Source organism: Streptomyces sp. NPDC046308 (assembly GCF_055588065.1).
This window is the reverse complement of the sequence record NZ_JBVJFB010000011.1, coordinates 174,418-197,015: the sequence shown is the minus strand read 5'-3', so window position 1 is coordinate 197,015 and position 22,598 is coordinate 174,418. Positions and strand designations below refer to the sequence as shown.

The window sequence follows — 22,598 nt, the reverse complement described above, 5'->3', positions numbered from 1 at the left end:
TTTTGCTCAAAGGTTGTTGAGTGGACACCAGGAAGCGATTACCTACTCTCTGGTAGGGGAATACGCTCGCCTCATGCGCCGAGCGAAAATCGTATGTACCCTGGGCCCCGCCACCGACTCATACGACCAGATCAAAGCCCTGGTCGAAGCCGGAATGGACATCGCCCGCCTCAACCTCAGCCACGGCACCTACGCCGAACACGAGGAGCGCTACCAACGCGTACGCAAGGCCTCCGACGAGACCGGCCGCAGCGTCGGCATCCTCGCCGACCTTCAAGGCCCGAAGATCCGCCTCGGCCGCTTCCACGAAGGACCCGTACTCCTTGAACGCGGCGACGAGTTCACCATCACCGTCGAAGACCACGAAGGCGACCGCCACACCTGCGGCACCACCTACAAGGGACTCGCCACCGACGTCACCACAGGCGAACGCATCCTCGTCGACGACGGCCGCGTCACCCTCGAAGTCACCCAAGTCGACGGACCCCGCGTCCACACCCGCGTCATCGAAGGCGGCATGGTCTCCGACCACAAAGGCCTCAACCTCCCCGGCGTCGCCGTCTCCGTCCCCGCCCTCTCCGAGAAGGACATCGAAGACCTCCGCTGGGCCCTGCGCACCGGCGCCGACATCATCGCCCTCTCCTTCGTACGCAGCGGCCGCGACATCGAAGACGTCCACCGCGTCATGGACGAAGAAGACCGCCGCCTCCCCGTCATCGCCAAAATCGAAAAACCCCAGGCCGTCGAGAACATCGACGACATCGTCGCCGCCTTCGACGGCATCATGGTCGCCCGCGGCGACCTCGGCGTCGAAATGCCCCTGGAACAAGTCCCCATCGTCCAGAAGCGCGCCATCAAGCTCGCCAAACGCAACGCCAAACCCGTCATCGTCGCCACCCAGATGCTCGACTCGATGATCGACAACTCCCGGCCCACCCGCGCCGAAGCCTCCGACGTCGCCAACGCCGTCATCGACGGCACCGACGCCGTCATGCTGTCCGGCGAAACCAGCGTCGGCAAACACCCCGTCGAAACCGTACGCACCATGTCCCGCATCGTCGAAGCCGCCGAGGAGGACATCCTCGCCAAAGGCCTGCCGCCCCTGACCGACCGCAACAAGCCCCGCACCCAAGGCGGAGCCGTCGCCCGCGCCGCCGCCGAAATGGGCGACTTCCTCGACGCCAAGTTCCTCGTCGCCTTCACCCAGAGCGGAGACACCGTCCGCCGGCTCTCCCGCTACCGCTCACCCATCCCGCTCCTGGCCTTCACCCCCGACCAGGCCACCCGCTCCCAGCTCAACCTCACCTGGGGCGTCGAAACCTTCCTCGGCCCCCACGTCGACTCCACCGACGCCATGGTGGCCCAAGTCGAGGAAGAGCTCCTGCGCATCGGCCGCTGCGTCCCCGGCGACACCGTCGTCATCACCGCCGGCTCACCCCCCGGCGTCAGCGGATCCACCAACCTCGTCCGCATCCACCACATCGGCGACCCGGTCCGCTGAACCCGCCCGCCGCGGCAGCCGCGGCTCCGGCACCTCACGTACGAGACGCACCGCGTCGGGCAGCACCCACCCGCCCGACGCGGTCACCCACCCCGGCACTACCAGCCGAAGCGCCGGTCGACCACCGCCGCGAACTCCTCGAACGTCAACACCGCGTCCCCGTTCGCGTCGGCCGCATCGAACAGCGCCGACGAGGCGTCCGCGTCCCCCACGCCCCAGAACGGCAGATCCCCCCGCGCGGCCAGCGTCGGCCCCTTCGACCGCAGAGCCGAAATCACCTCCACCCGGGTCAGCCGACCGTCCTCGTTCAAATCGAGCGCGTCGAACAGCCTGCGGGCCTTCTCACTCATCACGGTTCCCCTCATCGTCATCGACCTCGACCCTCAACCTAACCCGAGGCCACCCCGGCACAGCCGCACCGCCGGCCCCACTCCGCAGCCCCCGGAGCACCCCGCGCCGGACCGGGACGTCAGCCGACCCGCCGGGCCAGGACCTGCCCCGGCCAGTCCCCGGACAGGAAGCTCTCGGTGGGCACGAAGCCGTTGCGCTCGTAGAACGCGACCAGCTCGCCCCCACCACCCGCCCAGCAGTCCACCCGCAACAGCTCCACACCCGCACGCCGCGTCTCCTCGACGGCGTGGGCCAGCAGCGCGGCCCCGACCCCCAACCCCGCGTACCGCCGGTCCGAGACCAGCAGCCGCACGTACCGCTCCGGCTCGCCGGCCGGCGCGATCGGCATCTGCGGACTCGGCCCGCAGTCCAGCACCAGCGCCCCGACCGCCACCCCGCCCAACTCCGCGACGTACGGCACGTTCTCGGTCATGTACCGCTCGACCCGCTCCACCCCGCCGGGCCGCTGCGAGTACGGGATCGTGCCCCACTGCTCGGTATTGCCCCGCGCGTTCATCCAGGCCACGGCGGAGTCGAGCATCCGGAGAATGCCCGTCGCGTCGTCCGGTCCGCCCGGCCTGATCCGTATGCCATCAGTCGTGTCGTTCACGGAGGCAGCTTAGGCCGGGTGGCTTCAGTGCTTGGGCCCGATGTGCGCGTCCATCAGCGCAACGGACTCCCGTCGGGCGATGGACACGTTCAGCGGGTTGCCTCCGCGCGCGAGGACCGTCCACTCGACCCCGACCTTGGTGAGCGTGTCCGTGCACAGCGTGCGGATGTCGTCCGACTTGTTGGTGAAGAAGTACCGCGGGTACTCGTACCGCTTGCCGTTGCGGACGGTCCAGTTGGTGATGCGGCACCCGTCGGAGTGGATCAGCCCCCGCAGGAACTCCCACGGGTAGGCGTCGACGACCTCCTGCTGCCACCCTTCGAGGACGATGCGCCGCTCGTGCTTCCTGCCCGGCCCGTGCTGCGGGAACAGGCACGTCCAGTGCCGCCCGTAGCTGGTGACGTTGACACAACCTTGGCGCTGCAACACGTACACCTTGGCGGATGGGCGCACCGTCCGGATCGCGGCCCGACACTGCTCGATGAGGCCGGGCCATGCGTCTGCGCAGGCGATGCGTAGGTAATGTCCGCCCTTCGGGTGACGACTGATGCAGCCGTCACCGAGGTAGAGGCCGAGAAGGTAGGCGTACGCTGCCGCGTCGTCCGGCCCCGAGCACGGTGTCTGTTCCACGCGAGGGAGCGGTTCGATGCGCACCTTCCATGCGCGGATGGCAGACCGGGATATCCCCGTTTCCTTACTGACAGAGTTCATGCTGCGGCCGTCACCGAGAAGGTTCAGTGCATGCCGTCGAGTCGCCAGATCGTACATATGGCCGACAGTGGGGAAGATCCGCTGGCGGTGCGTGCGGATTGCGGCACATTCCCCCGAAAGGGGGAGGCTCGTTCAACCGGCGTGACCTTGGAATTCAAGGAAAGGTGCCCCAGGTGGGATTCGAACCCACACTGTCCGCTGTTTGAGAGCGGCCTCTCTAACCGTTGGAGTACTGGGGCCTAAGAAACGAAGGTTCGCAGGAACCCTGCGTGCCACCACCTTACAGGAGCTCGGTAGGCTCGGGTGAGCAGTTATGCCCCGCAAAGAGGAGCCCCCGTGACCGCCGAGCACGAGTCGACGCCCACGCCCGACGCCGACCAGTCGCACGTTCCGCCGCTGACGACCCGCGTCGTCATCGCCGAGGACGAGGCGCTCATCCGCCTGGACCTGAAAGAGATGCTGGAGGAGGAGGGGTACTCCGTCGTCGGCGAGGCCGGGGACGGGCAGACGGCCGTCGAGCTCGCGCGCGAGCACCGGCCGGACCTCGTCATCCTCGACGTGAAGATGCCCGTCCTGGACGGGATCTCCGCCGCCGAGAAGATCGCGGAGGAGTCCATCGCCCCCGTGCTCATGCTCACCGCGTTCTCGCAGCGCGACCTCGTCGAGCGGGCCCGGGACGCCGGGGCCATGGCGTACCTCGTGAAGCCGTTCAGCAAGAGCGACGTGGTGCCGGCCATCGAGATGGCCGTCTCCCGCTTCGCGGAGCTGCGGGCGCTGGAGAAGGAGGTCGCGGACCTCTCCCAGCGGCTGGAGACCCGCAAGCTGGTGGACCGGGCGAAGAGCATCCTGCAGACGCAGTACGGGCTCACGGAGCCGGCCGCGTTCCGCTGGATCCAGAAGTCCTCCATGGACCGTCGGATGTCCATGCAGCAGGTGGCCGAGGTGGTCATCGAGGACGCCGAGGCGAAGAAGAAGGAGAGCGGCAAGTAGGTCCGCCCCGCGCATGAGTGAGGCCCGCCTCCCCCCGAGGGGAGGCGGGCCTCACGTGTGCGGGAGGGCTCAGTCCTCGCCGAGGTAGGCCTTGCGGACGTCCTCGTTGTGGAGGAGGTCCCGGCCGGTGCCGGAGAGAACGACCTTGCCGATCTCCATGACGTGCGCGTGGTCGGCGAGCGAGAGCGCCGCCTGGGCGTTCTGCTCGACGAGCAGGATCGTCATGCCGGCGGCCTTCAGGTCCTTGATGGTCGCCATGATCTTCTGCATCATCAGCGGCGAGAGACCCATGGAGGGCTCGTCCAGCATGAGCAGCTTGGGCTGGGACATGAGCGCGCGGCCCATGGCGAGCATCTGCTGCTCACCGCCCGAGAGGGTGCCGGCGGCCTGCTTGCGGCGTTCGCCCAGGATGGGGAACATCTCGTAGGCGCGCTGGACGTCCTTTTCGATGCCGTCCTTGTCGGTGCGCAGGAAGGCGCCGAGCTGGAGGTTTTCGGCGATCGTCAGCCGGGGGAAGATGTGGCGTCCCTCGGGGGAGTGGGCGAGGCCCAGGGAGACGATCTTGTGGGCGGGGACGCTGGCGAGGGGCTTGCCGTCGAAGGTGATGTTGCCGCTCTTGGGCTTGATGAGCCCGGAGAGGGTGCGCAGGGTGGTCGTCTTGCCGGCGCCGTTGGTGCCGACGAGGCAGACGATCTCGCCTTCGTTGACCTCGAAGGAGATTCCCTTGACGGCTTCGATCTTGCCGTAGGCGACCTTGAGGTCCTCGACCTTGAGCAGTGCGGTCACTTGGCCTCTCCTTCCGTGCTGGTGGTGCGGGTGGTGCTGTCCGGGTCGGCGTCGGCCGGGGCGTCGGTGTCGCCGTCGGCGTCGGCCTCCGCTTCGGGCTCGGTGGCCGTGTCGGACTCGGCGTCGGCGTCGGCAGTGGCCTCGGCTTCCGTCTCGGCTTCCGCGTTGGCGTCCTCGTCCGCGTCGGCGGTCGGGGCGGCCGCCGCGGCTTCCGCCGCGACGACCTCGGCGTCCTCGGCGGCGCCCGGGTCGCCTTCGAAGGGCTCGCCCAGGTAGGCGGCGATGACGCGCTCGTCGCCCTGGACCTCGGACGCGGTGCCTTCGATGAGCTTTTCGCCCTGGACGAGGCAGGCGACGCGGTCGCAGAGGTTGAAGATGAAGCGCATGTCGTGCTCGATGACGAGGACGGCGATGCCCATGTCGCGGATGGCGAAGATGAGTTCTTCGGCAGCGCGGGTTTCCTGGGGGTTCATGCCGGCGGTGGGCTCGTCCAGGAGGATGAGGCCGGGGTCGCTGGCGAGGGCGCGGGCGATCTCCAGCTTGCGCTGTTCGCCGTAGGGGAGGTTCTTGGCCAGGTGCTGGGCCTTGTTCTCCAGGCCGATGAACTCCAGGAGTTCCATGGCGCGTGCCTCGCTGGCGGCTTCGGCCTTCTTGAAGCCGGGGCCGCGCAGGAGGGCGGACCAGAGGCCTTCCTTCGTGCGGGTGTGGCGTCCGACGAGGACGTTCTCCAGCACGGTCATGTTGTGGAAGAGCCGGATGTTCTGGAAGGTGCGGGCGATGCCGGCTTCGGTGACCTTGTGGGGCTTGGGGGGCAGGACCGTGCCCTTGTAGCTGACGGAGCCCTCGGTGGGGACGTACAGCCCGGTGAGGCAGTTGAAGAAGGTGGTCTTGCCGGCGCCGTTGGGGCCGATGAGTCCGACGATCTCGCCGGCGTTGACCTGGAGGTCGACGCCCTTGACGGCGGTGAGGCCGCCGAAGCGCATGGTGACGCCCTTGGCTTCGAGAACCGTGGTCTTGGTGGTGGTTTCCGTGGTGGTCGTCATGATGTTCACGCCCCCGCCTTGGCGGTGGCCAGGTCCGTGGGGGCCTGGTCAGCGGTGTCGTCGTGGAACTCGAGCTGCGCGCGCTTGTTGGCGATGAGGCCTTCGGGGCGGAAGCGCATGAGCAGGATGAGGGCGATGCCGAAGGCGAGGAGCTGGTAGTCCTGGAGGAAGGCCAGCTTCGCCGGGATCAGGAAGAGGAGTGCGGCGCCGAGGATGGGGCCGCGGATGGTGCCCATGCCGCCGAGGATGACGGCGGCGAGGAGGAACGCGGAGTTCGGCGGGACGGGCCCGGCGAAGACGTAGTTCTCGGGGACGACCGTGCTGTTGACGTGTGCCTGGACGGTGCCGGCGAGGCCGGCGAGGGTGGCGCCGAGGGCGAAGGCGATGAGCTTGACCTTGAAGCCGTTGATGCCCATGGCTTCGGCGGCGGTCTCGTCCTCGCGGATGGCGACCCAGGCGCGGCCGATGCGGCTGCTGCCGGCGCGGGCGAAGACCACGACGACGAGGGCCATGACGAGCAGCATCAGGAAGTAGTAGTTGGCGTAGGCGCCGAGGGTGATGCCGCCGACCACGTGGGATTCCCCGAAGTTCCACCCGAGGATTTCGAGGTGGGGGATGTTGGGGATGCCGTTGGGGCCGTTGGTGATGTCGGGGCCGGAGGTGCCGTCGAGGTTGCCCATGGCGATGCGGAAGATTTCTCCGAAGCCGAGGGTGACGATGGCGAGGTAGTCGCCGCGCAGGCGGAGGGTCGGTGCGCCGATGACCACGCCGAAGATGAGCGAGGCGAGGGCGCCGACGATGACCGCTGCCCAGAAGGGCAGGTGGATGCCGAAGGCGGAGGCGGTGCTTCCGGAGACCAGGGCCGCGGCGTAGGCGCCGACGCCGAGGAAGGCGACGTAGCCGAGGTCGAGGAGGCCGGCGAGGCCGACGACGACGTTGAGGCCGAGGGCGACGGTCGCGAAGATCAGGATGTTGACCGCGATGAGCGTGTAGGTGTCGCCGCTCTGCTGGATGAACGGGAAGGCGATCGCCGCGGCCGCGGTTCCGATGAGGGTGACCTGGCGGTGCTTGGCGGTGATGCCGCCGAGGCGGGCGAAGAGGCCTGCCTTGTTCAGCGCGAGGGCCACGAAGCCGACGGTGATCAGGTAGGCGACGAAGAGCTGCGGTTCCTTGTCATCGGTGTCGATGCCGAAGGTGATGACGAAGAGGCCGATGGCGAAGACGCCGGTGATGACGAGGATTTCGGCCCAGGAGGGCAGCTGCTTGGCGGGGGCCGCCTTGCGGGTGTCGTCCGGGAGTTTGTACGCGGCGAGGGCCGGGATGGCGGAGCCGACGAGGGCGATGTACGCGCCGGGTTCGAGGTTGATCACTCCGCCGAGGACGACGGTGATGGAGATGACCGTGAACCAGGTGGCGGCGAGGCTGCCGAGGGCCAGGAACCAGACGGCCTTGCGGGAGCCGGCGGGGGTGAGCCAGCCGAGGCCCTTGATGCCGAGCGCGGAGAGCGCGTAGGCGAGGGTGAGGGCGGCTCCGGCGAGGGTGACGTACTGGATGTCGGCGGGGCTGCCGTAGTAGGTCAGGTCGCCGGGGAATTCGGAGGTCCAGGTCCACGCGAGGAAGGCGCTGACGATGGTGAGGAGGCTGCCGCCGATGACCGCGTAGAGGAGTGCGGTGGGGGCGGGGCCCTGCTTGACCGTGTCGGTCTGCGGGGTGGTGTTGGTGGTCATGGTTCTCACGCCCGATCCGCGACGCGCTCACCGAGCAGGCCTTGTGGCCGCACGAGGAGGACGACGATGAGGAGTACGAACGCCCAGACGTTGGACCAGGCTCCACCGCCGAGCTGCTGCATGCCGGGGATCTCTTCGATGTAGGCGATCGAGAGGGCTTCGGCGAGTCCGAGGACGACGCCGCCGACCATGGCTCCGTAGATGTTGCCGATGCCGCCGAGGACGGCCGCGGTGAAGGCCTTGAGGCCGAGGATGAAGCCCATCTCGAAGTTGATCTGGCCCTTGTCGAGGCCGTAGGCGACGGCGGCGACGGCTGCGAACGCGGCACCGATGGCGAAGGCCATGACGATGATGCGGTCGGTGTTGATGCCCATCAGCTTGGCGGTGTCCGGGTCCTGCGCGGTGGCCTGCATGGCGCGGCCGCTGCGGCTCTTCTGGACGAAGATGCCGAGGGCGAGCATGCAGAGCGGGGCGAGGATGAGGACGAAGAGGTCCGCGCGCTGGATCGCCAGGCTGTCGGTGATCTTGAAGGCCGCGCCCTTGAACTCGGGGAAGCTGACTGCCTTCTTGGCGTCCGGGTAGAACTGCCAGACGAGCTGCTGGAGCGCGATCGAGAGGCCGATTGCGGTGATGAGGGGTGCGAGCCGGGGGGCGCTGCGCAGGGGGCGGTAGGCGAAGCGTTCGGCTGCGCAGGCCACGGCGACGGAGGTGGCGGCACCTCCGACGATCATGACGGGTATCGCGATCAGCAGGGAGGTGCCGGTCGGGAGGATGGCGTAGGCGCTGAGTGCGCCGAAGCCGCCGATCATGAAGATCTCGCCGTGGGCGAAGTTGATGAGCTGGACGATGCCGTAGACCATGGTGTACCCGATGGCGATGAGGCCATAGAGAGCACCGAGGGCCAGGCCGTTGGCCAGCTGTTGCGGCAGTTCGTGCACCGCAGGGCCTCCGATGAGCGTGTCGGATAAGACTCCGCGCGAGGGCGCTGTTTGCGCCCTCGCGCGGCGATTGGTTCAGGTGGTGCGGGTGGTGCTGGGGACTACGGGATTACTGGTTGAAGGTGTCGCTCTTGACGTCGACCCACTTGCCGCCCTCGACCTTGTAGACCGTGAGCTGCTTGTTGGTGGTGTCGCCGTACTCGTCGAAGGCGACCTTGCCGGTCACGCCCTCGAAGGAGACCTTGCCGAGCGCCTCGACGACCTTGGCGCGGGCGTCGGCGGGCAGCTTGCCGTTGTTGGCGGCGACGGCGGCCTTGACGGCCTGGATGACGGCCCAGCCGGCGTCGTACGAGTAGCCACCGTAGGCGGCGTACGGGTCCTTGTAACCCTCGGCCTTGTAGTCCTCGATGAACTTCTTGGCGGTGTCCAGCTTCTCGACCGGGTAGCCGATGGAGGTGGCGAGGTCGCCCTCGTTGGCTTCACCGGAGGCGCTGATGAAGGCCGGGTCCTGGATGCCGTCGCCGCCCATGAGGGGGACGTTGGCGCCGGTCTTCTTGATCTGGTCGGCGAGCAGGCCGCCCTCGGGGTACTGGCCGCCGAAGTAGACGGAGTCGGCGCCGGAGGCCTTGACCTTGTCGGCGGTGGAGGAGAAGTCGGTCTCCTTCACGGTGACGTGGTCGGTGCCGACGACCTCGCCGCCGAGCTTCTTGAACTCGTCGGCGAAGATGGCGGCGAGGCCGGCGCCGTAGGTCTGCTTGTCGTCGACGATGAAGACCTTCTTCTTGCCGGCGTCCTTGAAGAGGTACTGGGCGGCGAACTTGCCCTGGACCACGTCGGTGGCGGCGGTGCGGAAGTAGGTCTTGAAGCCGCGCTTGAACTCGCCCTTGCCCCAGTTGTCGCCCTGGCTGAGCGCGGGGTTGGTGTTGGCGGGGGAGACCTGGGCCAGGTTGGCGGAGGCGAAGACGCCCTGCATCTGCTGGGCCACGCCGGAGTTCAGCGGGCCGACGACGCCGAGGACGTCCTTGTTGCCGACGAGCTTGGTGGCGTTGGCCTGACCGGAGGCGGGGACGGCCTGGTCGTCGAGGGCCTCGACCTTGAACTCGATCCCGGGAACCTCGTTGTTCTTGTTGGCCGTCTTGGCCGCGAGGTCGACGGAGTTCTTGATGCCCTGGCCGAGCGCGGAGAGCGAGCCGGTGAGCGGGGCGTCCACGCCGATGACCACGAGGGTCTTCTTGCCGCCGCCGTTGTCCTTGGAGTCCCCGTCGCGCGATCCGCAAGCGGTGAGGGTCAGTGCTCCCGTGGTGATCACGGTGGTGAGGACGAGCAAAGAACGGTGTCGCACGATTCTTCCTTTCCCTGGCGCGGCTCTCTCGTGAGAGGTGCCGTTAGGTCGCCGGGCCGCACTGGGAGGTCCACGGCCGTGCTGATTCGCGCCCTGCGGCGCGGTGACTGGCCGTGACTCTAGGCCCGAGGTGGCGAGCACCGGGAGGCGGGAAAGGAGGATGTGACGCTCTTGTTATGCCAAGGCCAAGAATGTGTGGCGGGAGTGTGCACATAACGGACATTTAGTGACGGTGAATAGTGTCCGCATTCTGAGAAATACCTGTTCCCCTAAGGGGCTTGAGGCCTCCATGCACCTGTCTTAGATCAAATTCAGCCGAATGTGGCGGTGTGTGTCCGAAGGAATCCCCCCAGTGGCGATTCTCGGAGGAAAAGACGGATTGCGTACGGCATGTGAATTACTCAGAGTAATGACGCGCGCGGGGTGTGCCCGCCGGGCGGATCTTGGCCGGGTCGGCGAGAGGGCCTGCGACCTGCGGTTCGGCCATTTGCGCGCATCTGCCCGGAAGCCGGACAGCGGGCTCGGGAATGCGGTGACCCGGGTCACGTCGGGGGTCGCCAGTTCTCCGAACTGCGGGTCGCGCCGTCCTGCGCGGCGCAGCGCTGGGCCACGAAGCGGTCGATCAGCTCAAGTGCCTTGTCCCGTCCGGCAGTTCGCTCCTCGGCGCGGCCGGCGGCGACGGCGTCCTCGTGGATCGCGTACTGGTCGTTCGACAGGCCCTTCTGCTCCCAGTCGAGACCGGACCACTTGGTGCCCATGAGGGTCTCCTTCGCCCAGTACGAGACCAGGCTCGTGCAGACCTGCGCGGGGGAGGAAGGGCTGGCGGAAGGGCTCTCCGAGACCGCCGCCATGGGTGGTGCGGAGGAAGAGCATCCGGTCAGGGCGAGCGCCGCGAGGAGGGTGTGGGCGGCGTACCGGGCCGGACGTGGCATGGTCCCCATGAGGGGAAGGTAGGCGGTCACCATCGGTGACACAACAGATGTCACCGCGAAGCGTGCGGACTGGCGGATTCCGGGCGGTTGCGGGTGGGACCCGGTCCGGGAATGTACGGATCCGCCGCCCGGGCCGGGCGGACGTCGCCGGCGCGCAGCCCGCGTGTCCCCGGTGCTGCCGGTCGTGAGCGGCGCCCTAACCGCGCGGGGCTGTGGTCGTGAGCGGCGCCCTAACCGCGCGGGGCTGCGGTCGTGAGCGGCGCCCCACCGCGCGGGGCTGCCGGTCGTCGAGCGGGTCGCTCCGCCCTCCCCACTCGGAGGTACGCGGGGAGGCCGCGGATGCGGTGAGCGGGCCGCGCCGGCTCCGGGACCCCCCGGTGAGGGGGAGGGCCCGACTCCCGGGGCGCGGCGGCCCGCCCGGCAAGGCGCCCGTGCGGGCCGGGTCAGGCCCCCGCGGGGGTCTCGGCGGAGGGGGCGCCGGCGGCCTGGTCGACTTCGCGCAGCAGACAGGTCAGGCGGGCGGTGCAGATCCGCTTGTCCTGCTCGTCGGTGATGACGATCTCGAAGGTGGTGGTCGAGCGGCCGCGGTGCACGGGGGTGGCGACGCCGGTGACGACGCCGGTGCGGGCGCCCCGGTGGTGGGTGCAGTTCAGGTCCACGCCGACGGCGATCTTGGTGATGCCGCCGTGCATCATCGCGCCGATCGAGCCGAGGGTTTCGGCCAGGACGGCGGAGGCCCCGCCGTGCAGCAGCCCGTACGGCTGGGTGTTGCCCTTGACGGGCATCGTGCCGACGACGCGGTCGGCCGAGGCCTCCAGGATGCGGATGTCCATCCGCTCGCCGAGGTCCCCCGCCGAGAACAGCGCGGGGAGGTCGATCCCCAGGGCCGCGTACTCGTCGAGGACCTCCTGCGGGAACTTCACTGCGTGCTGCTCGCCCATGGTCAGGCTCCGTTCGTCAACGCTCGTTAACCTTCTTGTCCTGAGGTCGTTCTATCAGGCCGGTTCGAAGCGCACGACGACGGACTTGCTCGCGGGGGTATTGCTGGTGTCCGCGGTGGAGTCCAGCGGGACCAGCACGTTCGTCTCCGGGTAGTACGCGGCGGCGCAGCCGCGGGCCGTCGGGTAGTGCACGACGCGGAAGCCGGGCGCGCGCCGCTCCACACCGTCCTTCCACTCGCTCACCAGATCGGTGTACGAGCCGTCGACCAGGCCCAGCTCGGCCGCGTCGTCCGGGTTGACCATGACGACGCGGCGGCCGCCGGTGATGCCGCGGTAGCGGTCGTCGAGGCCGTAGATCGTGGTGTTGTACTGGTCGTGGCTGCGCAGGGTCTGCAGGAGCAGCCGGCCCTGCGGGACCTTCGGGTACTCGACGGGCGCGGCGGTGAAGTTCGCCTTGCCGGTGGCGGTGGGGAAGCGGCGCTCGTCGCGCGGGGCGTGCGGCAGCCGGAAGCCGCCGGGGCGGGCCACCCTGGCGTTGAAGTCCTCGAAGCCGGGGATCACGCGGGCGATCCGGTCGCGGATCGAGGCGTAGTCCCGCTCGAAGTCCTCCCACGGGGTGGCGGAGGCGGTGCCGAGGACGGCGCGGGCCATCCGGGCCACGATCGCGGGCTCGGAGAGCAGGTGCGGGCTCGCGGGGGCGAGGTTGCCGCGGGAGGAGTGGACCATCCCCATGGAGTCCTCGACCGTGACGAACTGCTTGCCGGAGGCCTGGACGTCCTTGTCGGTGCGGCCGAGGGTGGGCAGGATCAGGGCGCGCCGGCCCGTGACCGTGTGGGAGCGGTTCAGCTTGGTGGACACGTGCACGGTCAGGGAGGCGCGGCGGATCGCGGCCTCGGTGACCTCGGTGTCGGGGGTGGCGCCGACGAAGTTGCCGCCCATGGCGAAGAGGACCTTGGCCCTGCCGTCGCGCAGCGCCTCGATGGAGCGGACCACGTCGAAGCCGTGCCCGCGCGGCGAGGTGATGCCGAATTCCCTGTCGAGGGCGTCGAGGAAGGCGGGCGCGGGCCGCTCGAAGATCCCCATGGTGCGGTCGCCCTGCACGTTGGAGTGGCCGCGGACCGGGCAGACGCCGGCGCCGGGCCGCCCGATGTTGCCGCGCAGCAGGAGCAGGTTGACGACCTCGCGGATGGTGGCGACGGCGTGCTTGTGCTGGGTCAGACCCATGGCCCAGCAGACGATGGTGCGCTCCGAGGCCAGGACCATGGCCAGCGCCTGCTCGATCTCCGGCCGGGTCAGGCCGGTGGCGGTGAGGGTTTCGGCCCAGTCGGCGTCCTTGGCGGCGGCCGCGAGCTCCTCGTAGCCGTGGGTGTGCTCGCGGATGAAGGCCTCGTCGGTGGCGCCTTCCGTCTCGATGACGAGCTTGTTGAGGAGGCGGAAGAGGGCCTGGTCGCCGCCGATGCGGATCTGCAGGAAGAGGTCGTTGAGGGCGGTGCCCTTGAGCATGCCGAGGGGGGTCTGCGGGTTCTTGAACCGCTCCATGCCGGCCTCGGGCAGCGGATTCACCGAGATGATCTTCGCGCCGGCGGACTTGGCCTTCTCCAGGGCGGAGAGCATGCGCGGGTGGTTCGTGCCCGGGTTCTGCCCGGCGACGATGATCAGGTCGGCCCGGTGGAGGTCCTCCAGGGAGACGCTGCCCTTGCCGATGCCGATGGTCTCGTTCAACGCGGAGCCCGAGGACTCGTGGCACATGTTGGAGCAGTCGGGCAGGTTGTTGGTGCCGAACTCGCGGGCGAAGAGCTGGAAGAGGAACGCGGCCTCGTTGCTGGTGCGGCCCGAGGTGTAGAAGAGGGCTTCGTCGGGGGAGTCGAGGGCGGTCAGCTCCTCGGCGATGATCTCGAAGGCCCGCTCCCAGCTGATCGCCTCGTAGCGGTCGGCGCCTTCGGGCAGGTACATCGGCTCGGTGATCCGGCCCTGCTGCCCCAGCCAGTAACCGGAGCGGTCGGCCAGATCGGCCAGCGGGTGCGCGGCGAAGAACTCCGGGGTGACCCGGCGCAGGGTGGCCTCCTCCGCGACGGCCTTGGCGCCGTTCTCGCAGAACTCGGCGGTGTGCCGCTCGTCGCCCTCGGGCCAGGCACAGCCCGGGCAGTCGAAGCCGTCCTTCTGGTTGACCTTGAGCAGCGTGCGGGCGGTACGGGCCACGCCCATCTGCTGCTGGGCGATCCGCAGGGTGTGCCCGATCGCGGGCAGCCCCGCGGCGGCGTGTTTCGGGGGCGCGACCTGCGGAGCGTCCTGTACCGGATCACCTGCGGGCGGCTTGCTGGCCATGACGCTCCCCTTTGAACAGTCCTGTCGTATACACGGATCCTGTCACGTACACGGATCCTGTCACGCCCCGCCGACATCGCCGACGGCGGATTTGCCCCTCCCCGCAGGCCGTCCGGATTTGTCGGTGGGGGCGCCTAGGATCGGGGGCGTGGCAGAGACAGCATCGAAGAAGACGGACCAGACGACCGCAGCGGACCGCCCCCGCCTGATGCTCATGGACGGGCACTCCCTGGCGTACCGGGCGTTCTTCGCGCTGCCCGCGGAGAACTTCACGACCGCGACCGGCCAGCCGACCAACGCCATCTACGGCTTCGCGTCGATGCTGGCGAACACGCTGCGCGACGAGGCGCCCACGCACTTCGCGGTGGCGTTCGACGTCTCGCGCAAGACGTGGCGCTCGACGGAGTTCCCCGAGTACAAGGCGAACCGCTCCAAGACCCCCGACGAGTTCAAGGGGCAGGTCGAGCTGATCGGCGAGCTGCTCGACGCGATGCACGTGCCGCGGTTCGCGATCGACGGCTTCGAGGCCGACGACGTGATCGCGACGCTGGCGACGCAGGCGGAGGCCCTCGGCTTCGACGTGCTGATCGTCACCGGCGACCGGGACTCCTTCCAGCTGGTGTCCGAGCACACCACCGTGCTCTACCCCACCAAGGGCGTCTCCGAGCTCACCCGGTTCACGCCCGAGAAGGTGGAGGAGAAGTACGGGCTCACCCCGCAGCAGTACCCGGACTTCGCGGCGCTGCGCGGCGACCCGTCCGACAACCTGCCGGGCATCCCCGGCGTCGGCGAGAAGACCGCGGCCAAGTGGATCACCCAGTTCGGGTCGTTCGCGGAGCTCGTGGAGCGCGCCGAGGAGGTCAAGGGCAAGGCCGGGCAGAACTTCCGGGACCACCTGGAGGCCGTCAAGCTCAACCGGGTCCTGACCGAGATGGTCAAGGACGTGGAGCTGCCCAAGGCCCCCGCCGACCTGGTCCGCCTCCCGTACGACCGGACCGCCCTGCTCGGCGTGCTGGACGTCCTGGAGATCCGCAACGCCTCGCTGCGCGAGCGGCTGCTCGCCGTGGACCCGGGCACGGCCGAGGAGGAGCCCCCGGCTCCGGTCGCGGGGGGTGTAGAGCTCGACGGCTCCGTTCTGGGCGCGGGCGAGCTCGCGCCGTGGCTCGAAGCGCACGCGAGCGCACCGCTGGGCGTGTCCACCGTCGACAGCTGGGCGCTGGGACAGGGCAACGTCAGCGAGATCGCGCTGGCCTCGGCCACGGGCGCGGCCGCCTGGTTCGAGCCGTCCGAGCTGGACGAGGCCGACGAGCGGGCCTTCGCGGCCTGGGCGGCCGATGCGGCGAAGCCGAAGATCGTGCACAACGCCAAGGGCCTGATGCGGGTCTTCCCCGAGCACGGCTGGAGCCTCGCGGGCGTCACCATGGACACCGCGCTCGCCGCCTACTTGGTCAAGCCGGGCCGCCGCTCCTTCGCGCTCGACGCGCTGTCCAACGAGTACCTGCACCGCGAGCTGGCGCCCGCCGCCGCCGACGGCCAGCTGGCCTTCGGCGCCGACGACACGGCCGAGGCCGAGGCGCTGATGGCGCAGGCCCGCGCGGTCCTCGACCTGGGCGAAGCCTTCACCGACAAGCTCGCCGAGGTGGGCGCCGTCGAGCTGCTGCACGACATGGAGCTGCCGACCTCCGAGCTCCTCGCCCGGATGGAGCGGTACGGCATCGCCGCCGACCGCGACCACCTGGAGGCCATGGAGCAGCAGTTCGCCGGAGCCGTGCAGCAGGCGGTGAAGGAGGCGCACGCGGCCGTCGGCCACGAGTTCAACCTCGGCTCGCCCAAGCAGCTCCAGGAGGTCTTCTTCGGCGAGCTGGACCTGCCGAAGACCAAGAAGACCAAGACCGGGTACACCACGGACGCGGACGCGCTCGCCTGGCTGGCCACGCAGACCGACCACGACCTGCCCGTGATCATGCTCCGCCACCGCGAGCAGGCCAAGCTGCGCGTCACCGTCGAGGGCCTGGTCAAGACCATCGCCGCCGACGGCCGGGTGCACACCAGCTTCAGCCAGACCGTCGCCGCGACCGGCCGGCTGTCCTCCACCGACCCCAACCTGCAGAACGTGCCGGTGCGCACCGACGAGGGCCGGGCCATCCGCCGCGGCTTCGTCGTCGGCGAGGGCTTCGAGTCCCTCATGACGGCCGACTACAGCCAGATCGAGCTGCGCGTGATGGCCCACCTCTCCGAGGACGAGGGCCTGATCGAGGCCTTCGCGACCGGCGAGGACCTGCACACCACGGTCGCCTCCCAGGTCTTCGCCGTGGAGCGGTCCCAGGTCGACGCCGAGATGCGCCGCAAGATCAAGGCCATGTCGTACGGCCTGGCGTACGGGCTCTCCGCGTTCGGTCTCGCCCAGCAGCTGAACATCGAGCCCGCCGAGGCGCGCGGCCTGATGGAGACGTACTTCGAGCGGTTCGGCGGCGTGCGGGACTACCTGCGGCGCGTCGTCGACGAGGCCCGGGCCACGGGCTACACGGCGACCGTCTTCGGCCGCCGCCGGTACCTGCCCGACCTCAACAGCGACAACCGCCAGCGCCGCGAGGCCGCCGAGCGGATGGCGCTCAACGCCCCCATCCAGGGCACGGCCGCCGACATCGTCAAGGTCGCGATGCTGCGCGTGGACAAGGCGATCACCGGGGCCGGGCTGCGCTCGCGGATGCTGCTCCAGGTCCACGACGAAATCGTGCTGGAGATCGCCCCGGGCGAGCGCGAGCAGGTCGAGGAGCTGGTGCGGCGCGAGATGGGCGCCGCCGTCGACCTCCGGGCTCCCCTGGACGTGTCCGTCGGCGTCGGCCCGGACTGGGAGTCCGCCGCGCACTGAGGTCCGTACGGCCAGGGCAGCGCCCGTCCCCGCTCAGCCGGTGGGGACGGGCGTCCGCGTTTCCTCGTCCCTACGGGCGGCACGGCCGCCGCGGTGCCGCAGCCGTACGAGCACCCCGTACAGCAGCAGGGCCACGGCGAGGCCGCCGCCCGCGCCGAAGCAGACGGTCGGGATGATGTCGAGGGGCGTGCGGATCCGGTCGAAGAAGGTGAAGAAGCGGATCACGCGCAGCGTGACCCCGGCCGCCACGCACCCCACGACCAGGGCGAGCGCGCCCCAGATCTCCGCCCGGCCGAGCACCGGCACGGACGCGGGGGCGGGGGAGGCGGGCCGGCGGCGCAGGGCGGTCACCGTGAACCAGAGCAACGCGCCGGCCGCGACCGCCGAAGTGCCGTACTGCAGGTACGAGTAGAGGGGCAGGCCGAAGGCGAGCGGCTCCTCCAGCTCCGGCAGGGCGTTCGTCCCCCAGCGGTCGATGTGCGTGAAGCTGTCCCACACCACGTGCGTGAGGGAGCCGACGACGGCCGACACGTAGAACCAGGCGGCGAGCGCGGGCAGTCGGCGGCGCTCGCGCCACTCCTCACCGCGCACGAAGGCGTGCACCCTGCCCCGCCACCCGCGCGGCAGGAGTGCGATCAGCGGCTCGCGCAACAGCAGCCAGCACCCCACGAGGACGGCGGTGAGCACGGCGTCCAGGGTGAACACCCCGGCAAGCGAGTGCGTGAAGGTCCCGTAGGCCATGACGCCCTCGACGACCGCGTCGGTGAAGTAGAAGGTGTCCGGCGCGAACGACCCGAGGACCAGGGCCGAGGCGACGAGGGGGCCCCGCGCACGCCCTGTCCGGCGGACGGCCGGAAGCACGGCGGCCGCATGGCTGAGAGTGAACGGCATGACACCTCTCCTGGACGTTCTCTTGGACGCTGTCGTGGATGTTCTCGTGGATGTTCCTTACTTCGGGCCAATGCGCCCGAAGGGTCCCGACAGTATGCGTGACCTGCGCACGGACGTGGTGATGTGGTGAATTCCGGCCCCCTCTCCGTGCCCTTTACAGGGAGTTGACGTATGGTCACGCGGACGTCGAGGAGGAGGGGTCCCGATCATGTCGGCTCGAATAATCGGACGCAGGCTGCGCAAGGGGGCGGCAGCCGCCCTGGTCTCCGCGCTGGTGGCCGCCGCGCTCACCGCCTCGCAGGGGCCGGCGGGCGCGGGCGGGGACCGCACGGTCGCCGTCGGTGAGGGCGAACCGGCCCTCCCGGCCGAGGCGAGCGGCGGCGACTCCGACTACATCACCGAACTCCCGCCCCCGGCGAGCCCGGAGCCGCCGGCCGTGGTGCTGCCGGACGAGGCGCAGCCGTCGCCGTCCCCGGCCCCGGAGACGGTGCCGGTGCTCGCCGCGACCGGACCGGCCGAGGGGGCGCAGGGGATACCGGCGAGCGTACTGGCGGCCTACCTGCGCGCGGAGAAGACCGTGGCGCGGAGCGACCCCGGATGCGGACTGCGCTGGCAACTCCTCGCGGCGATCGGCAAGGTGGAGTCCGGTCAGGCGCGCGGCGGCCAGGTGGACGCGGCCGGGACCACCCTGCGGCCGATCCTGGGGCCCGTGCTCGACGGCAACGGCTTCGCGAACATCTCCGACACGGACGGCGGGGCCTACGACGGGGACGCCCGGTACGACCGGGCGGTCGGGCCGATGCAGTTCATCCCCTCCACGTGGGCGGCGTGGGGCCAGGACGCGGACGGCGACGGGCGGCGCAACCCGAACAACGTGCACGACGCGGCCCTCGCCGCCGGACGGTACCTGTGCGCGGGCACCAGGGACCTGCGGACGGACGCGGACCTGGACCGGGCGGTGCTGTCCTACAACCACTCCGCGGAGTACCTGCGAACGGTCCGGTCCTGGTTCACGTACTACCTCAAGGGCACGCACGAGGTCCCGGACAGCCCCGGCACGGCGGCGGGCACCCCCACGGCACCCACGCCGACGCCGAAGCCGACACCCAGCCCGACGTCGAAGCCGGACCCCAAGCCCACCCCCACGCCTACGCCTACGCCTACGCCGACCCCGGACCCGAAGCCGACACCGACGCCGACGCCGGCCCCCAAGCCGACGCCGACCCCGACCCCGACCCCGACTCCGACGCCGACTCCGACCCCGACTCCGACCCCGACTCCGACCCCGACTCCGACGCCGACCCCCAGCCCCACCCCGACGCCGACCCCGTCTCCCACGCCGACCCCCAAGCCCTCGCCCACGGCCACCACGCCCCCGAGGGCCACCCCGTCGCCGAAGCCCACGCCCTCCGTGTCCTTGTCCGCCTCCGTGACCCCGTCCTCCACGCCGAGGGCGGCCCGGCCGACGCCCGGGGCGAACGGGTGAGCGGGACAGTACCTCGGCAGCGCGACGAGGCGGCGGAACACGCGGACGGCGCCGACGTCGGCGCCGACGCTCGGCAGCGCCACCTGCCGACGGCGGCCACAGCGGCCCTCGGCGTGGTGCTGCTGGCGGAAGTGGTGGCGCTGTGCGGCGGGTTGCTCAGCCTGTGGCCGATCCTCCTCGCCCTGGTCGCGCCCGGGACGGACCCGGCCTCCACGGCGCGGTGGTCGCCCCTGGGCCTGGGGGGATGGGCCCTCACCGCCGACGTCGCCATGCTCCTCGCGGTGATCCTGTGCAGCGCCCTCGGCAGCTTCGTCCACGCGGCCACCTCGTTCGCGACGTACGTCGGCAACCGGCGGCTGTACGCGAGCTGGCTGTGGTGGTACCTGCTCAGGGCGGGCATCGGCGTCGCGCTGGCCCTGCTGGTGTACCTGCTCCTGCGTGGAGGCCTGTTCGCGGGGAGCTCCGGCGCGGGGGCGACGAACCCGTACGGCTTCTCCGGCATCGCCGGGCTGTGCGGCCTGTTCTCCAAGCAGGCGACGGACAAGCTGCGCGAGATCTGCGACACGATCCTCAGCACCAAGGGTGACGGCGACCGCGATCGGCGGGACAAGCTGGCCGCCGCCGTGCAGAGCAGCGATCCGGACCCCGCCGGGCCGTGAACCGGGCCGGGACGAACCGGGCCAACCACCGGGAAACGCCCTCCGGCATGCGGCTCGCTCGCAGGTCAGGGGGCGTTGCGCGGGATCCGTCGCGCGGACGGTTCTCATCTCGCCCCCGCATTGCTACGGTGCCTCCGCCCTGACGCCCTATCAGATTCCGGAGGCCCGGCATGCGTGCATTCATCGCCGCCGCCAGCGGGCTCGTCCTCGCGGTACTCCTCGTCCTCGCCGTCACGGCGTTCGGGGCGCCCGAGGGCAAGACCTCACCCAGGCCCCTGCTCACCACCGCGCCCCCCGCGCCCGGAAAGTAGAGGAGGGCCCGGCCTTGCGACGCAGAGCGAGCCTCGTCCTGCTGGCCCTAGCCGTGTTCTGCGCAGCCCTCGCGCCGCTGCTGCGCTGGTACGCGTACCCCCGCCTCGCCAAGATCCCACCGAGCCAGTACCAGGAGATGGTCCTGGAGGCCAAGGACGCGACCCTCCTCGACTACACCGGCGGCATGCAGCCCAAGAAGGTCGACAAGGTCACGATCGTCCAGACCCTCAAGGGCAACGTGGAGGCGTCCAGGGAGATCGAGTCGAGCGCGGGCAAGGACGTCGTCGTCTGGGACACGCTGTCCTACATCATCGGCCCCGACGGCAAGATGGTCTCCCAGATACCCGAGCGCTACATCTTCGACGCCCACACCCAGGACCCGGTGCACGCCACCGGGGAGATGGTCGACGGGGACGCCGTCAAGCGCGAGGGCATCGAGTTCAAGTGGCCCTTCTTCACCGAGCCGCGCGACTACCTGTACTTCGACGCCCAGACCCGCACCTCCTCGCCGATCCACTACGTCGGACCGCGCACGTTCAAGGGCATGGACGTCTACTACTTCGAGCAGACGATCCCCTGGACCAAGGTCGCCATGCCGAAGAAGATGCCGATCGAGGGCATCGACCCCACGACGATCGAGGCGGCCACCGGAACCACACTCTGGTACACCGCCAAGGTGAGGTTCTGGGTCGACCCGGTGACCGGAGCGCCGGTCAACGCCGAGCAGGACATCCAGCAGGAGATGCGCGGCGGCATCGCGGCGGGCGGCCCCGACGGCAAGCTCACCGCCTTCGCCGGGCACGTGACGATGCGCGAGGACTACTCCGACTACACGGTCGACCTCGTCAAGTCCAACCGTACGAAGATCCTCGCGCTGCACACCTACGCACCGGTCGGCCTGACGGGCGGCGGGCTCGCGCTCCTCGGGCTGGCGCTGTGGCTGGAGGCCCGAGGCCGCCGGGCGCGGGAGCGGGAGGAAGTGGAAGAGGAAGAGGAAAGCGAAGGGGTCAGCGCCTGAGGCGGGCGTTGGTGTGCCGGGTGGGCTCGGCGGTGGCCGGGTCCTCCGGCCAGGGGTGCTTGGGGTAGCGGCCGCGCAGCTCGGCGCGGACGGCCCGGTAGCCGCCCTGCCAGAAGGAGGCGAGGTCGGCCGTGACGGCCGCGGGCCGCCCCGCGGGCGACAGCAGGTGCACCAGCACCGGCACACCGGCCACCTTCGGGGTCTCGGCCAGCCCGAACAGCTCCTGCAGCTTCACCGCGAGCACCGGCTGCCCGTGCTCGGCGGAGTAGTCGAGCCGGATCCGGGATCCGCTGGGCACCTCCAGCCGTTCCGGAGCCAACTCGTCCAGTCGGGCGGCCTCGCCGGTGGCCCACGGCAGCAGCCGGTTCAGGGCCTGCCCGGCGTCGATCCGCCCGAGGTCCGCGCGGCGGCGGGCCCGCGACAGCTCGGGCTCCAGCCAGTCGTCGGCCCGGGCCAGGAGCTCCTGGTCGTCGGCCACGTCGGGCCAGGGCGCGCCGAGCGTGCGGTGCAGGAAGCCCAGCCGGGCCCGCAGCGCCTGCGCGTCCGGGGACCAGCGCAGCAGGCCGAGGCCGTCGGTGCGGAGCCCGTCGAGGAGGGCGGCCCGTACGAGCGCCGGGTCCGGGGTGCGCAGGGGGCGTACGGAGAGCCCGATCGCCCCGAGCCGTTCGGCGGCGCGGGCGACCACGTCCCCGTCCTCCCAGCGCACCTCTTCGCCCTCGGTCCACAGGTGTGCGGCGGCGGCCCGGGCGGTGTCCTCGTCGATGACGGCGGCCAGCCGGATCCGGGCGGAGGCGGAGTGCGGGGGCCGGTCGGCGACGGCGACGGCCAACCAGGCCGCGCTGCGCAGCGGTGAGCCGTCACCGAGCTCGGCCCCGGTCCCGGAGGCCATGAGGAAGGCCCCCTGTCCCTTGGCCTTGGCGACCCGCTCGGGGAAGGCGAGCGCGGCGATCAGCCCTGCGGCGCCGTCGTCGGGCGCAGCACCGCTGCCGGGGCTCCGCCCCAGACCCCGCGCCTCAAACGCCGGCGAGGCTGGATTTTCGGGTCCTCCGGGATGTTGGGGGGGGGGGGGGACCCACAAGGGAGAGGGGGGGGGGGTGGGGGGGGGGGAAAACGAGAAGGGTCGG

The 22,598-nt window shown here is 70.3% G+C and carries 20 protein-coding genes and 1 tRNA gene; 7 read left to right on the top strand and 14 right to left on the bottom strand.

All coding sequences use genetic code 11. The features are described from left to right. The first annotated feature begins 73 nt into the window (after positions 1-73). The gene (pyk, locus tag ACZ6JT_RS33835) at positions 74-1,501 is read left to right on the top strand and encodes a pyruvate kinase (protein ID WP_469215788.1); all 1,428 of its coding nucleotides are present in this window, start codon (positions 74-76) and stop codon (positions 1,499-1,501) included. Positions 1,502-1,599: 98 nt separating this feature from the next. Here pyk and ACZ6JT_RS33830 read toward each other — a convergent pair whose 3' ends face one another. The 4 genes from ACZ6JT_RS33830 to ACZ6JT_RS33815 form a co-directional block, all read right to left on the bottom strand. Further along, complete coding sequence (locus tag ACZ6JT_RS33830; RefSeq protein ID WP_365474098.1) at positions 1,600-1,851, bottom strand: EF-hand domain-containing protein; 252 nt, start codon at positions 1,849-1,851, stop codon at positions 1,600-1,602. 119 nt (positions 1,852-1,970) lie between these two features. Then, positions 1,971-2,501, bottom strand: a complete 531-nt coding sequence (locus ACZ6JT_RS33825; protein ID WP_469215786.1) for a GNAT family N-acetyltransferase — start codon at positions 2,499-2,501, stop codon at positions 1,971-1,973. A gap of 24 nt (positions 2,502-2,525) precedes the next feature. After that, complete coding sequence (locus ACZ6JT_RS33820) at positions 2,526-3,269, bottom strand: transcriptional regulator (protein ID WP_469215785.1); 744 nt, start codon at positions 3,267-3,269, stop codon at positions 2,526-2,528. A 108-nt stretch (positions 3,270-3,377) separates the two neighbouring features. Next, positions 3,378-3,451: transfer RNA gene (locus ACZ6JT_RS33815), tRNA-Leu, on the bottom strand. Positions 3,452-3,548: 97 nt separating this feature from the next. Between ACZ6JT_RS33815 and ACZ6JT_RS33810 the strand changes: the two genes are divergently transcribed. Further along, positions 3,549-4,202, top strand: coding sequence for an ANTAR domain-containing response regulator (locus ACZ6JT_RS33810; protein ID WP_361762525.1), 654 nt, complete (start codon positions 3,549-3,551; stop codon positions 4,200-4,202). A gap of 69 nt (positions 4,203-4,271) precedes the next feature. On the opposite strand, the gene ACZ6JT_RS33805 is transcribed toward ACZ6JT_RS33810, so the two are convergent. From ACZ6JT_RS33805 to ACZ6JT_RS33770, 8 genes are all read right to left on the bottom strand, one after another. Next, positions 4,272-4,988 (bottom strand): ABC transporter ATP-binding protein, encoded by a 717-nt coding sequence (locus ACZ6JT_RS33805; RefSeq protein ID WP_469215784.1) that lies wholly within the window; start codon positions 4,986-4,988, stop codon positions 4,272-4,274. Continuing rightward, a complete protein-coding gene (locus tag ACZ6JT_RS33800) occupies positions 4,985-6,031 on the bottom strand; it encodes an ABC transporter ATP-binding protein (RefSeq protein ID WP_469215830.1) in 1,047 nt (348 codons plus the stop codon). Before ACZ6JT_RS33800 ends, ACZ6JT_RS33805 begins: the two co-directional genes overlap by 4 nt. A gap of 5 nt (positions 6,032-6,036) precedes the next feature. Next, positions 6,037-7,758, bottom strand: coding sequence for a branched-chain amino acid ABC transporter permease (locus ACZ6JT_RS33795; RefSeq protein ID WP_469215828.1), 1,722 nt, complete (start codon positions 7,756-7,758; stop codon positions 6,037-6,039). Between the two features lie 5 nt (positions 7,759-7,763). After that, entirely contained in the window at positions 7,764-8,696 is a 933-nt protein-coding gene (locus ACZ6JT_RS33790) for a branched-chain amino acid ABC transporter permease (protein ID WP_030707127.1), read from the bottom strand. 109 nt (positions 8,697-8,805) lie between these two features. Then, positions 8,806-10,038 (bottom strand): branched-chain amino acid ABC transporter substrate-binding protein, encoded by a 1,233-nt coding sequence (locus ACZ6JT_RS33785; protein WP_469215783.1) that lies wholly within the window; start codon positions 10,036-10,038, stop codon positions 8,806-8,808. Positions 10,039-10,580: 542 nt separating this feature from the next. Continuing rightward, positions 10,581-10,979: a hypothetical protein gene (locus tag ACZ6JT_RS33780; protein WP_469215781.1), complete on the bottom strand. Its 399-nt coding sequence runs from the start codon at positions 10,977-10,979 to the stop codon at positions 10,581-10,583. 434 nt (positions 10,980-11,413) lie between these two features. After that, complete coding sequence (locus tag ACZ6JT_RS33775; RefSeq protein ID WP_469215780.1) at positions 11,414-11,911, bottom strand: PaaI family thioesterase; 498 nt, start codon at positions 11,909-11,911, stop codon at positions 11,414-11,416. Between the two features lie 54 nt (positions 11,912-11,965). Beyond that, positions 11,966-14,236, bottom strand: a complete 2,271-nt coding sequence (locus tag ACZ6JT_RS33770) for an FdhF/YdeP family oxidoreductase (RefSeq protein WP_469215778.1) — start codon at positions 14,234-14,236, stop codon at positions 11,966-11,968. A gap of 148 nt (positions 14,237-14,384) precedes the next feature. Between ACZ6JT_RS33770 and polA the strand changes: the two genes are divergently transcribed. Further along, the gene (gene polA, locus ACZ6JT_RS33765; protein ID WP_469215776.1) at positions 14,385-17,108 is read left to right on the top strand and encodes a DNA polymerase I; all 2,724 of its coding nucleotides are present in this window, start codon (positions 14,385-14,387) and stop codon (positions 17,106-17,108) included. A 33-nt stretch (positions 17,109-17,141) separates the two neighbouring features. On the opposite strand, the gene ACZ6JT_RS33760 is transcribed toward polA, so the two are convergent. Continuing rightward, positions 17,142-17,999 (bottom strand): DUF4184 family protein, encoded by an 858-nt coding sequence (locus ACZ6JT_RS33760; RefSeq protein WP_469215774.1) that lies wholly within the window; start codon positions 17,997-17,999, stop codon positions 17,142-17,144. Between the two features lie 208 nt (positions 18,000-18,207). Between ACZ6JT_RS33760 and ACZ6JT_RS33755 the strand changes: the two genes are divergently transcribed. The 4 genes from ACZ6JT_RS33755 to pgfA all read left to right on the top strand — a co-directional run bounded on the left by ACZ6JT_RS33755 (position 18,208) and on the right by pgfA (position 21,474). Beyond that, on the top strand, positions 18,208-19,485 hold the full coding sequence (locus tag ACZ6JT_RS33755; protein ID WP_469215773.1) for a lytic transglycosylase domain-containing protein: 1,278 nt from the start codon (positions 18,208-18,210) through the stop codon (positions 19,483-19,485). Next, complete coding sequence (locus ACZ6JT_RS33750; protein WP_469215771.1) at positions 19,482-20,144, top strand: hypothetical protein; 663 nt, start codon at positions 19,482-19,484, stop codon at positions 20,142-20,144. The genes ACZ6JT_RS33755 and ACZ6JT_RS33750 overlap by 4 nt, the downstream gene beginning before the upstream one ends. 170 nt (positions 20,145-20,314) lie before the next feature. Next, the gene (locus tag ACZ6JT_RS33745) at positions 20,315-20,455 is read left to right on the top strand and encodes an SPW_0924 family protein (RefSeq protein ID WP_107050459.1); all 141 of its coding nucleotides are present in this window, start codon (positions 20,315-20,317) and stop codon (positions 20,453-20,455) included. Between the two features lie 14 nt (positions 20,456-20,469). After that, the gene (gene pgfA / locus ACZ6JT_RS33740) at positions 20,470-21,474 is read left to right on the top strand and encodes a cell envelope lipid trafficking protein PgfA (protein ID WP_469215769.1); all 1,005 of its coding nucleotides are present in this window, start codon (positions 20,470-20,472) and stop codon (positions 21,472-21,474) included. Here pgfA and ACZ6JT_RS33735 read toward each other — a convergent pair. Next, a partial coding sequence (locus ACZ6JT_RS33735) for an ATP-dependent helicase C-terminal domain-containing protein (RefSeq protein WP_469215767.1) occupies positions 21,464-22,598 on the bottom strand: 1,135 nt, incomplete at its 5' end. The genes pgfA and ACZ6JT_RS33735 overlap by 11 nt on opposite strands.

What these genes read in the sequence shown, in the direction of transcription:
- ACZ6JT_RS33795 (WP_469215828.1), bottom strand. Translation starts at nt 7,758, where the DNA reads ATGACCACCAACACCACCCCGCAGACCGACACGGTCAAGCAGGGCCCC.
- ACZ6JT_RS33820 (WP_469215785.1), bottom strand. Translation starts at nt 3,269, where the DNA reads ATGTACGATCTGGCGACTCGACGGCATGCACTGAACCTTCTCGGTGAC.
- ACZ6JT_RS33760 (WP_469215774.1), bottom strand. Translation starts at nt 17,999, where the DNA reads ATGCCGTTCACTCTCAGCCATGCGGCCGCCGTGCTTCCGGCCGTCCGC.
- ACZ6JT_RS33745 (WP_107050459.1), top strand. Translation starts at nt 20,315, where the DNA reads ATGCGTGCATTCATCGCCGCCGCCAGCGGGCTCGTCCTCGCGGTACTC.
- ACZ6JT_RS33800 (WP_469215830.1), bottom strand. Translation starts at nt 6,031, where the DNA reads ATGACGACCACCACGGAAACCACCACCAAGACCACGGTTCTCGAAGCC.
- ACZ6JT_RS33780 (WP_469215781.1), bottom strand. Translation starts at nt 10,979, where the DNA reads ATGGGGACCATGCCACGTCCGGCCCGGTACGCCGCCCACACCCTCCTC.
- pyk (WP_469215788.1), top strand. Translation starts at nt 74, where the DNA reads ATGCGCCGAGCGAAAATCGTATGTACCCTGGGCCCCGCCACCGACTCA.
- ACZ6JT_RS33770 (WP_469215778.1), bottom strand. Translation starts at nt 14,236, where the DNA reads ATGGCCAGCAAGCCGCCCGCAGGTGATCCGGTACAGGACGCTCCGCAG.
- ACZ6JT_RS33775 (WP_469215780.1), bottom strand. Translation starts at nt 11,911, where the DNA reads ATGGGCGAGCAGCACGCAGTGAAGTTCCCGCAGGAGGTCCTCGACGAG.
- ACZ6JT_RS33755 (WP_469215773.1), top strand. Translation starts at nt 18,208, where the DNA reads ATGTCGGCTCGAATAATCGGACGCAGGCTGCGCAAGGGGGCGGCAGCC.
- ACZ6JT_RS33830 (WP_365474098.1), bottom strand. Translation starts at nt 1,851, where the DNA reads ATGAGTGAGAAGGCCCGCAGGCTGTTCGACGCGCTCGATTTGAACGAG.